Annotated in this window: 17 protein-coding genes; 13 read left to right on the forward strand and 4 right to left on the reverse strand. The window is 53.5% G+C overall.

Going from position 1 to position 12964, the window contains the following annotated elements:
- Positions 1-165: 165 nt before the first annotated feature.
- Complete coding sequence (locus L103DPR2_RS03845) at positions 166-438, forward strand: hypothetical protein (RefSeq protein ID WP_156339851.1); 273 nt, start codon at positions 166-168, stop codon at positions 436-438.
- A 38-nt stretch (positions 439-476) separates the two neighbouring features.
- Here the strand turns inward: L103DPR2_RS03845 and L103DPR2_RS03850 are convergent, their stop codons facing one another.
- Positions 477-1190 carry a YebC/PmpR family DNA-binding transcriptional regulator gene (locus L103DPR2_RS03850; RefSeq protein ID WP_055359832.1) on the reverse strand — a complete coding sequence of 238 codons (714 nt, stop codon included), beginning with the start codon at positions 1188-1190 and terminating at the stop codon, positions 477-479.
- Positions 1191-1282: 92 nt separating this feature from the next.
- Positions 1283-1468, reverse strand: coding sequence for a hypothetical protein (locus tag L103DPR2_RS03855; protein ID WP_055359833.1), 186 nt, complete (start codon positions 1466-1468; stop codon positions 1283-1285).
- 109 nt (positions 1469-1577) lie between these two features.
- On the opposite strand from L103DPR2_RS03855, the gene L103DPR2_RS03860 reads away from it, so the two are divergent.
- The 6 genes from L103DPR2_RS03860 to L103DPR2_RS03885 all read left to right on the forward strand — a co-directional run bounded on the left by L103DPR2_RS03860 (position 1578) and on the right by L103DPR2_RS03885 (position 5483).
- A complete protein-coding gene (locus L103DPR2_RS03860) occupies positions 1578-1847 on the forward strand; it encodes a hypothetical protein (RefSeq protein ID WP_146179244.1) in 270 nt (89 codons plus the stop codon).
- Positions 1848-1973: 126 nt separating this feature from the next.
- Positions 1974-2456 (forward strand): hypothetical protein, encoded by a 483-nt coding sequence (locus L103DPR2_RS03865; protein ID WP_156339852.1) that lies wholly within the window; start codon positions 1974-1976, stop codon positions 2454-2456.
- A 152-nt stretch (positions 2457-2608) separates the two neighbouring features.
- Positions 2609-3007 carry a hypothetical protein gene (locus L103DPR2_RS03870; RefSeq protein ID WP_156339853.1) on the forward strand — a complete coding sequence of 133 codons (399 nt, stop codon included), beginning with the start codon at positions 2609-2611 and terminating at the stop codon, positions 3005-3007.
- Positions 3008-3050: 43 nt separating this feature from the next.
- Positions 3051-3392 carry a hypothetical protein gene (locus L103DPR2_RS03875; protein WP_055359837.1) on the forward strand — a complete coding sequence of 114 codons (342 nt, stop codon included), beginning with the start codon at positions 3051-3053 and terminating at the stop codon, positions 3390-3392.
- A gap of 85 nt (positions 3393-3477) precedes the next feature.
- Positions 3478-4449 (forward strand): threo-3-hydroxy-L-aspartate ammonia-lyase, encoded by a 972-nt coding sequence (locus L103DPR2_RS03880; protein ID WP_055359838.1) that lies wholly within the window; start codon positions 3478-3480, stop codon positions 4447-4449.
- A 53-nt stretch (positions 4450-4502) separates the two neighbouring features.
- A complete protein-coding gene (locus L103DPR2_RS03885; RefSeq protein WP_082466853.1) occupies positions 4503-5483 on the forward strand; it encodes a formylglycine-generating enzyme family protein in 981 nt (326 codons plus the stop codon).
- A gap of 16 nt (positions 5484-5499) precedes the next feature.
- Here the strand turns inward: L103DPR2_RS03885 and L103DPR2_RS03890 are convergent, their stop codons facing one another.
- Positions 5500-6429, reverse strand: a complete 930-nt coding sequence (locus tag L103DPR2_RS03890; protein WP_055361830.1) for a polyprenyl synthetase family protein — start codon at positions 6427-6429, stop codon at positions 5500-5502.
- A gap of 307 nt (positions 6430-6736) precedes the next feature.
- Between L103DPR2_RS03890 and rplU the strand changes: the two genes are divergently transcribed.
- The 4 genes from rplU (at position 6737) to proB (ending at position 9671) form a co-directional block, all read left to right on the forward strand.
- The gene (rplU, locus tag L103DPR2_RS03895) at positions 6737-7048 is read left to right on the forward strand and encodes a 50S ribosomal protein L21 (RefSeq protein WP_055359840.1); all 312 of its coding nucleotides are present in this window, start codon (positions 6737-6739) and stop codon (positions 7046-7048) included.
- A gap of 12 nt (positions 7049-7060) precedes the next feature.
- Positions 7061-7318 carry a 50S ribosomal protein L27 gene (rpmA, locus tag L103DPR2_RS03900; protein WP_055359841.1) on the forward strand — a complete coding sequence of 86 codons (258 nt, stop codon included), beginning with the start codon at positions 7061-7063 and terminating at the stop codon, positions 7316-7318.
- Between the two features lie 100 nt (positions 7319-7418).
- On the forward strand, positions 7419-8492 hold the full coding sequence (gene cgtA, locus L103DPR2_RS03905; RefSeq protein ID WP_055359842.1) for an Obg family GTPase CgtA: 1074 nt from the start codon (positions 7419-7421) through the stop codon (positions 8490-8492).
- Positions 8493-8534: 42 nt separating this feature from the next.
- On the forward strand, positions 8535-9671 hold the full coding sequence (gene proB, locus L103DPR2_RS03910; protein ID WP_055359843.1) for a glutamate 5-kinase: 1137 nt from the start codon (positions 8535-8537) through the stop codon (positions 9669-9671).
- A gap of 43 nt (positions 9672-9714) precedes the next feature.
- Here proB and L103DPR2_RS03915 read toward each other — a convergent pair whose 3' ends face one another.
- A complete protein-coding gene (locus L103DPR2_RS03915; RefSeq protein ID WP_055359844.1) occupies positions 9715-10398 on the reverse strand; it encodes an RNA pyrophosphohydrolase in 684 nt (227 codons plus the stop codon).
- Between the two features lie 92 nt (positions 10399-10490).
- Here L103DPR2_RS03915 and L103DPR2_RS03920 point away from each other — a divergent pair, with 92 nt between their 5' ends.
- Both L103DPR2_RS03920 and L103DPR2_RS03925 read left to right on the forward strand, forming a co-directional pair.
- A complete protein-coding gene (locus L103DPR2_RS03920; RefSeq protein WP_055359845.1) occupies positions 10491-12236 on the forward strand; it encodes a proline--tRNA ligase in 1746 nt (581 codons plus the stop codon).
- A 25-nt stretch (positions 12237-12261) separates the two neighbouring features.
- Positions 12262-12915: a lytic transglycosylase domain-containing protein gene (locus L103DPR2_RS03925; RefSeq protein ID WP_055359846.1), complete on the forward strand. Its 654-nt coding sequence runs from the start codon at positions 12262-12264 to the stop codon at positions 12913-12915.
- The last annotated feature ends 49 nt before the right edge of the window (positions 12916-12964 follow it).

Raw genomic sequence — 12964 nt, forward strand, 5'->3', positions numbered from 1 at the left:
AAGTCATTTCTGAGTGTGCATGGTACGGTAAGTGTTGCGAGATTACCCACGTCATTGACCAGCCTCTTCAAAAAGCTACTTGGCGCAGGTGACGCTGAGGCAAAATAGATTCACAATGCGGTTCATTGCGGCATGCACAGAGCGCCGTCGATCTACGAGGACTTCATGAAATTTGCAGTGATTTTGGCCATGCTGTTGGCATTCAACGCTTTTGCCAGTGATGCACCTAAAGCGGATGACAAGAAAAAACCGGAGCGTTCTGTGGTGCCCGAGAAAATCACTCGCCCCAAAACAACGCCCGATTCTTTACCTCAACCCGTCGGGAAAAACAGCAACCCGGATGCTTGCCCCAAATTTGAGTACAAAGAAAAGCCAGCCAAAATTGTGTGCTTGCAAAAAGCCGTTGGCGCTGACAAACCCAAACCTGCAGCGCACTGAGCCCTGCAAGATTCAAGTGTCAGCGGTGCTTGTGAAGCTCAGTTAGACAAGCCCACAAAAACGTTTTGCACATCGTCGTTGCCGTCAATGGCCGCTAAGAAGTTTTCAACTTCTTCAAGTTGCTCAGCCGACAGGTTGGCTGGATTGACCGGGTTCTTGGGCTTGTAGCCCAATTTATTCGACAGCACGGTAAAGCCATGGTCTGGCAGTGCTTTGCTGACCAAGTCCAAATCGCTGGGATCCGTGATGAACACGGTCACGCCATCCTCATCAGCTGCTTCAAAATCTTGGGCGCCTGCCTCGATGGCGGCGAGTTCTGCGTCGGCATCTGACTTGGCAGGCTCAGCTTCAATCATGCCCACATGGTCAAAATCCCATGACACGGAACCGGAGGTGCCCAATTGACCTTTGCGAAACAGCACCCGAACTTCGGAGGCTGTGCGGTTCAAGTTGTCTGTGAGGGCCTCCACCATGACAGGTACTTGATGCGGTGCAAAGCCTTCGTAAATGACGCGTTCAAAATTGACGGGGTCACCCAACAAACCAGCGCCTTTTTTGATGGCACGTTCTAAGGTGTCTTTGGGCATGGAGACCTTACGTGCTTGCTCAACAACCAAGCGCAGGCGGGAATTGGCGGCTGGATCGGCGCCACTTTTGGCGGCCATCATGATGTCTTTGGCCAAGCGACCAAACAATTTGCCTCTGGCATCTGCGGCTTGTGCCTTGCCTTTTGCTTTCCACTGCGCGCCCATAGAGGTCTACTTTCTTGCTGGATGTTGAAGCAGCGAGTTTAAATCATGCGCATGGCGGCGATGACCGCAATCTGTTGGGCCGGGTGAATCAATCAGACCGTGATGTCCACATTCCCACCTTTGAGTTTGGGGTTGGCCGCTTCATGTTTGACCACCTCGCGTTTGGCTTCAACCCGCTGCATCTGTTCATGATGCGGGTGATTCTCAGCCTTGGCAGGTCGTTCTTGTTGAATGCGTTGTGGCTCAGGACGACTTTGCGTGGGACGAATCTCAGACATGAATGCTCCTGTAACTCAAATTGAAAGGGGTGGCCGCTAGCAAGACCTCATTGTCAACCCAATTGGCTTGTGGAATCATCCTGCTGATGCCAATCAATTGGAGTTCACCATGAAAATCTTGATTTATTTGTTCTTGGGACTGGGTCAATTTGTGATTCAAACGGCATGGGCCAATGATGCGGCATGTTTTTCCATTCACGACCCAGACAGAAAAAATGTGTGTTTGGCCATGTCCAAAAAACAAAATTCTTACTGCTATTCGGTCAAGGACCACGACACCAAGAACATGTGCCTGGCCAATGTCATGGCCCAGCAAAGTTATTGTCACAGCATCAAGTCGCATGACATGAAGCAACAATGCTTGGCGCAAGTGAAATAGGGCCCTGATAGCTAAAGTTTCTGTAAAGATTTACCAGAGGATTGTTGGCACGATTATAATAATATGCTTATACATTCAATAAGCATATTGCTCGTGCACATTTTGACTGAAGCCGAAAATCGCATCGTGGACAAACTTCGTTTGGCTTACTATGACGTCGTGCCTGCAGATCTCAGAACTTTTTGCTCTTTAACGTCGCGCATATCCAAACATGTCTTGGATAAATTTGGCATTGGCAACGAGTTGATGTCCTGCCAGCTTTGGTATACCAATCAAACGCAAAACTACGTGGTTGGATTTTTGGACCAGCAAGAGCCAAGCAGTGAGTGGAACGGCCATGTCGTTTGTCGTGCAGGCAACGTCATCATCGACGCGGCTACTCAAAACCTCGAGGTGAAACTGGGCGTACCAGTACCTTGGGTGGTGGTGGCCAGACGCTTTTTGGTCACCACGCAATTGATTTCTAGGGCAAGACTCGACAACAATGCCATGCTGGAATGGTTTTATCCTCCTGCCAATATGGACACCAACCCGCCTGTTGAGCCCGTTGCACTGGTCGAGCAGTATGGCAACTTGTTGTACGAGCGCATCGCCCATTCACCCACATGAGCTTTCCCAAAAAAATCTTGGTCATTGCCGTCTCGGCAGTTTTGTATTACGCGTCGCTTTGGTTCAATGAGCTGATCTGGGGGCAGACGGAGTTTTCTTTCGATGTGCATTGGGTCTTTTTTCCAAGTGGCATCCGTTTCATTTTGGTTTTGTTGGCGCTTGAATCGGGCGCGGTTGGCATTGCCGTGGGCGGCATGCTTTGGAACTTTCAAGATCATCCCGACTTGGGGATTGAATTCGCATTGATCACTGGTGTGATTGCTGGCCTGTCACCTGTCATTGCCCGCATGCTGAGCATCAAATTTTTGGATCTGGATCCGGAATTTAAAGTTGTTTCCCCGCTAACCCTGTTGAAAATATCCATGCTTTTCGCTACCCTTAGCGCGCTTTTGCATCAAATTTGGTTTTTCTCCCAAGGATTGACTGAACATTTTCCGATGAGTTTTGGGGTGATGGCCATGAGCAACTTGGCTGGCACTTGGCTTGTCTTGATGATTTTCAAGCTGCTGTTACAAAGCACGGCAAAGCCACCATCAGGTTCGGATTCCTAAGCAGTTTTTTCGTCATCTTCCCCTACAACCAGAGCAACCCATCATGAATCAAATTTACCTGCGCTACTTGGTGTTGGCGGAAGCATTGCGTAAATCCAACATTGATCTTTCTGGCATCGACGATGTGGGCAAAAAATTGTTGGAAGCCATTGCCATCCGAAGCGCACAAGGTCAACCCTTGGTGGTCACCCAAACCATGGAGCTGAGTGACATTGCCAGCCCCGCCACCATCCATCGCCGTATTGGCATTTTGCTGAAGGCAGGACTCATCCAAGTGCAGCAAACCGAGCAGAATCAAAAAATCAAATTTTTGGTGCCCACCCAAATGAGCATCGATTATTTTGACAAGCTTGGTAAGCTCATGACCTCTGCCATGCGCACTTAAGAGCCCTGCACATTACAAGGCCTGCAACACATGTTCGTACGTGAAGGGCGGTGTTATCAATTTTGGGTTCAATCGAGTAAATCTCATGCCGCAAGCTTTGCCTACCTTTGACGATGTAATCGCTGCCGCTGCGCGGCTAGAAGGCATTGCGCACAAGACACCTGTTTTGCAGTCCAGTACCCTGAATGAACAGCTACAAGCCAAGGTTTTCATCAAATGTGAAAACTTTCAGCGCATGGGGGCCTTCAAGTTTCGAGGGGGCTTCAATGCTTTGGCCAAACTCAACGAGGTGCAGCGCAAAGCCGGCGTGGTGGCTTATTCCTCAGGCAATCATGCCCAAGCGGTGGCCTTGTCTGCCCGTATCCTGAACATCCCAGCCACCATCTTCATGCCGCATGATGCGTCGCCTGCCAAGCTGGCGGCCACCCAAGGCTATGGCGCTACGGTCATTGGTTACGATCGCTATTCAGAAGATGCCAGCGCCAAAGCAATGCAATTGGCACAAGAAAAAGGCCTCACCTTCATTCCACCCTTTGACCACGCCGATGTGTTGGCAGGGCAGGGCACGGCAGCCTTGGAGTTGTTTGACGAAGTGGGCGAGCTCGATGCTTTGTTTGTGTGCCTAGGGGGCGGTGGCTTGCTCAGTGGCAGCGCCTTGGCGACCAGAGCGCGCTCACCCTTGTGCAAAATTTACGGTGTCGAACCCGAGGCAGGCAATGACACCCAACAATCTTTTCGCAAAGGTGAGCGCGTCAAAATTCCAACGCCGATCACCATTGCGGATGGCGCTCAAACCCCGATGGTGGGCGCCATCACCTTTGAAATCATCAAAGCCTTGGTCGATGACATTCACACAGTGACCGATGCGCAGTTGATTGCGGCCATGCGCTTTTATGCAGAGCGCATGAAGATGGTGATCGAGCCCACTGGCTGTTTGTCTTTGGCTGCCGCCATTCAGGCGGCACCCTCCTTGAAAGGTCAGCGCGTGGGCGTCATCATCAGTGGCGGCAATGTGGACCTGGCCCGATTTGCACAGTTACTGGCAACACTCCCATGACACGCCAACCCTATTTGCAATCTTCACTGTTTGCCTTCAGTGTGACTTTGGGAATGACATGGGGCATGTCACTGCTGGCGCAGGCGCAGTCCACCCCAACTGCGTCACCCCTTGTCAGTGTCAATTCAGTGGGCATGAAATTCGTGCGCATTCCTGCTGGCGAATTCATGATGGGCAGCAACGAGACCGTGGCGTCCTTGCAAGCTGACTTTCCTCAGTTGGAAGTCAAACGACTCGACGAGCTGTCGGATGAGATGCCTTTGCACCTCGTCAAAATTTCTCGTGCATTTGACCTCGGCCAAACAGAAGTCACACGGGCTCAGTTTGAACAGTTTTTGAACCTGTCTGGGTACGTGCCCGAATCTGTTCGCGACAAAACCGGTGGCTATGGTTACAGCGTCCAGCACGATCGCAACCGACCCGAAAAAGCCGATGCGTTTGCAGGCAGAGACCCGGCCTACAGTTGGAAAACGCCAGGCTTTGAACAAGCCAACGACCACCCCGTAGTCAACATCACTTGGCACGATGCCATGGCCATGGCCAAGTGGCTTTCGCAAAAAGAAGGCGTGACGTATCGACTGCCTACCGAGGCCGAATGGGAGTACGCCTGTAAAGCTGGAACGCAGACGCGTTTTCCACATGGCAATGATCCGCAAACCTTGACGAAGTGGGCCAATCTGTTTGACGCAGCGGCTACCCCGCATTGGCAGCGCTGGCAAGACAAAGCTTTGCCAGGCAACGACGGCCATGCCTTCACCTCACCAGTGGCCAGTTACCCGCCCAATGCCTTTGGTTTGTACGACATGGTCGGCAATGCCTGGGAATGGGTGAGCGACCATTACGCAGAAAATTACTACAAGACCTCACCTGCCATCGACCCGCAAGGCCCCGACGCGGGTCATCTCAAAGTTCGAAGAGGTGGGTCTTGGCACACATGGCCCATTTATGCGCGTTGCAGTTATCGCAACATCAATGCGCCAGACAGCCGCTACACATTGCTGGGCATGCGACTCTTGCGTGAAGTGGCGCCTTAAAGCGAACCTCGAAAGCTCAGGTTCGGCGCACCAGCAGTTGGGACGCTAGCCCGATCAAGGCTTCTTTGTACGGGCCGTCAGGCAATTGTTGTGCGGCGTTGATGGCGCGCTGCGCTTCTGACATGGCGGCTTGGCGGCTGCCATCCAAGGCGCCTGTCTCGCGAACAATGGCAATCACTTGGCTCAACTGGTCCACAGAGCCGGTTTCAATGGCTTTTTGAACCAACTCTTTTTGAGCAGGTGTGCCGCGTTGCATGGCCAAAATCAAGGGCAGAGTGGCTTTGCCTTCCCGCAGGTCATCGCCCAAGTTCTTGCCCATTTCAGCCGCGTTGCCCTCGTAGTCCAGCACATCGTCGATGACTTGGAATGCGGTGCCAAGGGCTTGGCCATATTCAGCACAGGCCTCTTCGAGTTGAGGCGATGTTTGGGCCAAGATGGCGGCCAAGCGCGAGCTGGCTTCAAACAATTTGGCGGTTTTAGAGCGAATCACGCGCAAATAGGCTTCTTCGTCCAAGGAGGCGTCGTGCATGTTCATCAATTGCAGCACTTCGCCCTCCGCAATCACATTGGTGGCATCGGCCAAGACTTGCATGATGCGCATGCTGCCGACATCGACCATCATTTGAAAGGCGCGCGAATACAAAAAGTCGCCCACCAGCACGCTGGCGGGGTTGCCAAAGCGCTCATTGGCCGTGGGCCTGCCGCGGCGCAGGGTGGACTCGTCCACCACATCGTCATGGAGCAAGGTGGCGGTATGGATGAACTCCACCACGGCTGCCAGGCTGTACTTATGGTGTTCTTGGTAATTCAAGGCGCCGCTCGTGAGCAGCAAAATGACTGGGCGCAATCGCTTGCCGCCAGCCGAAATAATGTACTGAGCCACTTGACCTACCAATGGCACACCGGAGCTCAGGCGGTCGGCAATGACCTCATCGACCTTGGCCATGTCTTGGGCCACCAGGGCCAAAGCGGAGGCTGGGGAGGCTGATTCAGAGGACGCAGTGGTAGACAAAATGGCTTCACTCAACAGGGTGTCAGGACGGGGTGTTGGGGCCAGAATGAAGTAAATCACGGGTTTTCCCGAGTTTGAGCCCCAATTTCCGGTTCCAAGCTGATTATAGAGAGCGAAAAAGCCTGACTTGACTGAACAGGCCAGCTTCTGATCTAGGGGGCTTGGCAAGTCCCAAAAGTCCGTGCTAAAATCCGCGGTTCCTTAGGGTTCGTCCTAGGAAACTTCCAATTAAGAGGTCATTATGTACGCGGTCATAAAAACCGGCGGCAAACAGTATCGTGTTGCTGCTGGCGAAAAAATTAAAGTAGAACAGATTGCTGCGGACGTGGGCCAGGAAATCGTGATCGACCAGGTTCTGGCAGTCGGCAACGGCGCAGATCTGAAGGTTGGCACGCCCCTGGTGTCCGGCGCCACTGTTAAAGCCACTGTGTTGGCACACGGCAAGCACGACAAAGTGCACATCTTCAAGATGCGCCGTCGCAAGCACTATCAAAAACGTCAAGGTCACCGTCAGCAGTACACAGAACTGCAAATCGGTGCGATTGCAGGCTAAGGAGCTTAGGTCATGGCACAGAAAAAAGGCGGCGGCTCTACGCGAAACGGGCGCGATTCAAAGCCCAAAATGCTCGGCGTGAAAGCTTTCGGTGGTGAACTCATCAGCGCAGGCTCTATCATTGTTCGTCAACGTGGCACCAAGTTCCATGCTGGCACCAATGTTGGCGTGGGCAAAGACCACACATTGTTCGCTTTGGTTGACGGCCACGTGTCGTTCGGCACAAAGGGTGCTCTGAACAAGCAAATGGTGAATGTGACTGCTGCCTAAACAGCGTCAGCCATTGCGCAAAGAGCCCCGCCGAGTCGGGGCTTTTTTGTTCCAGAGCTCCTCGTTAAAAAGATAAACTGGAATACTAACCGGATCGATCATGAAATTTGTTGACGAAGCCTACATTGACATCGCCGCGGGCGATGGCGGGAACGGCTGCGTCTCGTTCCGGCACGAGAAGTACAAAGAGTTTGGCGGCCCCAATGGCGGCGACGGTGGCCGCGGTGGTCACGTCTTCGCTGTGGCCGACCCCAACCTCAACACCTTGGTGGACTACCGTTACTCACGCCGTCATGAGGCCAAGCGTGGCCAACACGGCATGGGCTCCGACATGTTCGGTGCCATGGGTGACGATGTCACTTTGAAAATGCCTGTGGGCACCATCATCACTGACGCCGAAACCGGCGAGGTGTTGTATGAGTTGCTCAAGCCGGGCGAGGTCATCATGATTGCCAAAGGCGGCGATGGTGGATTTGGCAACATGCGCTTTAAGAGCGCCATCAACCGCGCACCACGGCAAAAAACACCTGGCTGGCCCGGTGAGAAAAAAGAACTGAAGCTCGAATTGAAGGTGCTGGCCGATGTCGGTTTGTTGGGCATGCCCAATGCGGGCAAGTCCACGCTGATTGCCGCTATCTCCAATGCGCGCCCCAAAATTGCCGACTATCCCTTTACCACCTTGCATCCTAATTTAGGTGTGGTCCGTGTGGGCCCCGAGCAAAGCTTTGTGGTGGCCGATGTACCAGGCCTCATTGAAGGCGCATCCGATGGCGCAGGATTGGGCCATTTGTTCTTACGCCATTTGCAGCGCACGCGTTTGCTCTTGCACATCATTGACTTTGCACCGTTTGACGAAGCCGTCGATCCAGTAGCGCAGGCCAAAGCCATTGTGGGCGAACTCAAGAAATACGACAAAGCCTTGTATGACAAACCACGTTGGTTGGTGCTCAACAAGCTGGACATGGTGCCTGAAGATGAGCGCGAAGCCCGCGTCAAAGATTTCATCAAGCGCTTCAAATACAAAGGACCTGTGTTTGAAATTTCTGCGCTCACCCGTGAAGGTTGTGAGCCTTTGATCAAGACCATTTTCCAGCACATCAAAGCCCAACAGGTGCAAGAGCAAGAGCCGGTTTATGTGGACCCGCGCTTTGTGGAAGAGCCTCCCAAGGATTGAGATGTCCGTGCTGCCACGGAACTTATTGCACTTTTAAAAATCATGAGTCAACCCTTCTCGTCCACCGTTCTGCGCGATGCGTGCCGCATCGTGGTGAAGGTTGGCTCCAGCTTGGTCACCAATGAAGGCCGCGGTCTTGATGAAGCCGCCATTGGCGAATGGTGCCGGCAAATGGCTTTGCTGGCGCAAGATGGCCGGGAAGTCATCATGGTTTCAAGTGGTGCCATTGCCGAAGGCATGAAGCGTTTGGGATGGGCCACTCGCCCGCAAGAAATTCATGCCTTGCAAGCTGCTGCGGCAGTGGGGCAAATGGGTTTGGCCCAAATGTACGAAACCAAATTGCGTCAAAACGGTTTAGGCAGTGCGCAGGTTTTGCTCACGCATGCCGACCTGGCCGATCGCGAACGTTATTTGAACGCCCGTTCCACCTTGCTCACATTGCTGCAACACAAAGTGCTGCCTGTGATCAACGAAAACGACACGGTGGTCAACGATGAAATCAAGTTTGGCGACAACGACACTTTGGGTGCACTGGTGGCCAACTTGGTCGAAGCCGATGCCTTGGTCATCCTGACCGATCAAAAAGGTTTGTACACCGCCGATCCTCGCAAAAATCCTGCGGCTGAATTTGTGCACGAAGCGCGTGCGGGTGACCCAGCGCTAGAGGCCATGGCCGGTGGTGTGGGCTCCAGCATTGGCAGTGGCGGCATGATCACCAAAATTTTAGCGGCCAAGCGTGCTGCGGGTTCCGGCGCATCGACCGTCATTGCATGGGGTCGTGAACCCGATGCGCTGATTCGCTTGTGCAAAGGCGAAGCCATTGGCACTTTGCTGGTGGCGCAAACCCAAAAGCAGCAAGCGCGCAAACAATGGATGGCCGACCACTTGCAATTGCGCGGAGCTGTCACTGTCGATCCAGGCGCTGCCTCTAAATTGCAGGCAGAAGGCAAAAGCTTATTGGCCATTGGCATGACCCAGGTGGAAGGTGATTTTTCTCGCGGCGACGTCATTGCCATTCGCGATGTGAGCGGTTTGGAAATTGCCCGTGGTTTGGCCAACTACGCCAGTGCAGAAGCCCGCTTAATTTGCCGCAAACCCTCTAGCGAATTTGAAGGCTTGCTGGGCTACATTGCAGAGCCTGAGTTTGTTCACCGTGACAATCTGATCTTGACGCGCTAAGCGATTCAAGCATTCACAAAAAAGGGGCTTTGAAGCCCCTTTTTCATTGCCCGTCTGAGGGCGGTTTGTTTAAGCTGTTTTGGGGATCAGGGTCAAAACTGCCGCCCGGTGGCAGCTCCATGCGAATTTGGGTTTGCATGAAGCCAAATTGAACCGTTAAGGACGCTTCGTGCTTGGGCGAATTGGATGTTGAGCCCTCTGAGTTGTCTTGTCGGGGCCTGGCTGGGCCGCGGTAAGACCGCCCACGGTTGTCGTAGCGTGGCAAGAACCTGGAAAGCTCTGTGAGGGCCATTTCATAGACGCCCCGTTTGAACTCCACCACCACATCGAGCGGTACCCAGAAGTCATTCCAACGCCAAGCGTCAAACTCGGGGTGGCTGGTGGCGCGCAAGTTGATGTTCCAGTCGGGTTCAACCAGCTGGAGTAAATACCAAATTTGCTTTTGGCCCTTGTAATGGCCCCTGGCATCGCGCCGGATGAAACGATCCGGCACTTCATAGCGCAACCAATCTCGGGTTCGGGCCACGATGCGCACATGCTCCGGCAGGAGTCCCACTTCTTCGTGCAGTTCTCGAAACATGGCCTGCTCGGGGCTTTCGCCTCGATCAATGCCGCCTTGCGGAAACTGCCAGCTGTGAGTCCGGATGCGCTTGCCCCAGAACACCTGATTTTTCTGGTTGAGCAGAATGATGCCGACGTTAGGCCGAAAGCCTTCGCGGTCAAGCATAATCAAACCCCAAATTTTTAAACTGTGTCCATTATGCACGGACAGATCCGTGCAGCATTGGGACTCACCCTGAGAACGCTTGGAATTAGCCCATGAAAGCCAGTCAATTTTTAATTTCCACCCTGAAAGAGGCGCCTGCTGATGCCGAGGTGGTCAGTCATCAACTGATGATGCGCGCCGGCATGATCAAACGCTTGGGCGCTGGCATCTACAACTACATGCCCATGGGCCTGCGCGTGATTCGCAAAGTGGAAGCCATCGTGCGCGAGGAAATGAACCGCGCTGGCGCCATTGAAATGACCATGCCTGTGGTGCAACCTGCCGAGCTATGGCAAGAGACGGGTCGCTTTGAAAAGATGGGCCCTGAGCTGCTCCGCATCAAGGACCGTCATGGCCGTGACTTTGTGGTGCAGCCCACCAGCGAAGAAGTGATCACCGATGTGGCACGTCAAGAGTTGCGCAGCTACAAGCAATTGCCCAAGAACTTCTACCAAATTCAAACCAAATTCCGTGACGAGCGCCGTCCCCGTTTTGGTTTGATGCGTGGCCGTGAGTTCATCATGAAAGATGCCTACAGCTTTGATCGCGACCAAGTGTCTGCCAAGCAAAGCTACAAGATCATGGCGGATGCTTACCGCAAAATCTTTGACCGCTTTGGTTTGAGCTACCGCGCTGTGGCCGCCGACAGCGGCGCCATTGGTGGCGATTTGAGCGAAGAGTTTCAAGTGATTGCCGCCACGGGCGAAGACGCCATCGTGTATTGCCCCAACAGCGACTACGCAGCCAACATGGAAAAGGCTGAGGCCTTGGCGCCTGCGCACGCACGGCCTGCGGCATCCAAACCTCAAACCCTCACACCCACACCGGGCAAGAGCACTTGCGACGATGTGGCGGCATTGTTGAATGTGCCTTTGACCACCACCGTCAAGTCGCTGGTTTTGGCCACTGACGAAACAGATGATCAGGGCAACATCAAGGCCTCCAAAGTTTGGTTGTTGTTGCTGCGCGGTGACCACGACATGAACGAAGTCAAAGTCGCCAAATTGCCAGGCTTGAATGCGGGCTTCCGTTTTGCCACTTTGACAGAAATTGACGAACACTTTGGCTGCAAGCCTGGTTACTTAGGCCCCTTGAATTTGAAGAAGCCCTTGAATGTGGTGGCCGACCGTGAAGTGGCCGTCATGGCCGATTGGATTTGTGGCGCCAACCAAGTCGATCACCACATCACCGGTGTGAACTGGGGCCGTGACTTGCCAGAACCCATGATGGTGGCCGACTTGCGCAACGTGGTGGCCGGCGACGCATCGCCAGATGGCAAAGGTCCTTTGGCCATCGAGCGAGGCATTGAAGTGGGTCATGTGTTTTATTTAGGCACCAAGTACAGCCAAGCCATGAACGCTACGTTCTTGGACGAAAACGGCAAACCTCAATTCTTGGAAATGGGTTGCTACGGCATTGGTGTGACGCGTTTGCCTGCGGCAGCCATTGAACAAAACCACGATGCCAAAGGCATCATTTGGCCCGACGCCATTGCGCCTTTCACCGTGGTCATTTGCCCCATTGGCGCCGACCGCAGCCCCGATGTCAAAGCAGCTTCAGAGAAGCTCTATGCCGACCTGATGGCTGCGGGTGTGGATGTGCTGTTGGACGATCGCGGCGAGCGCCCAGGCGCCATGTTTGCCGACTGGGAACTGATCGGTGTACCGCACCGCGTCACCCTGGGCGACCGTGGCTTGAAAGAAGGCAAAGTGGAATACCAACATCGCCGCGATGAAGCCGCCACCGCTGTGGCGCCTGCCGACATTGCCGCGTTTGTCTTGGCCAAACTCGGCAAGTGACATTGACACCCTGAGGAGCTGGCGCATGAATTTGCACAGACGCAAATCCTTGCGCCAAGTTTTACAGGCAAGTATTGCCGCACAAACCCTTCAATGGGTGGGTTGGATGACCCTGCTGATGCCTTTGGCCAAAGCGGGTAATCAAGCGGAAGAGGTGCTTTCAGATTCTGTTCGGACTGCCCTCAGTCAAGCTGTTCAGCAAAGTGGACCGCCCGATCCCGTTCTGCCGACTGCACAGGCGAAGCAGCAGTTCAATGCATGGCGCAGTGCTACGTCGCGAATTCTGAGCAAATGGATGGACCATCCAGACGATCGGCAAGAATTTCTCAACACCCTTTGGTATGAAGCGCGCCGGGCTGGCTTGTCTTTGTCTTTGGTGTTGGGACTGATTGAGGTGGAAAGCGCGTTCAGAAAATACGCCATTTCCAGCGCAGGTGCCAGGGGGTTCATGCAGGTGATGCCCTTTTGGGTGCGCAGCATCGGCGATGGCAACGAAAGTGCCTTGTTTCACACGCAAACCCAACTTCGCTTTGGCTGTGTCATCTTGCGCCACATGTTGGAACGAGAAAACGGCAATTTGTTTTTCGCTTTAGGTCGTTACAACGGCAGCCGGGGACAAGCTGCTTATCCTCAAGCGGTTTTGGCTGCACAAAAAAAATGGCTTCAACCGGTAGATTGAAGCCAAGCTGATCAAGCTTCAACAAGAAGCTTGAAAAATAAAGGTGCGT

The organism is Limnohabitans sp. 103DPR2 (assembly GCF_001412575.1).
GTDB lineage: Bacteria > Pseudomonadota > Gammaproteobacteria > Burkholderiales > Burkholderiaceae_C > Limnohabitans_A.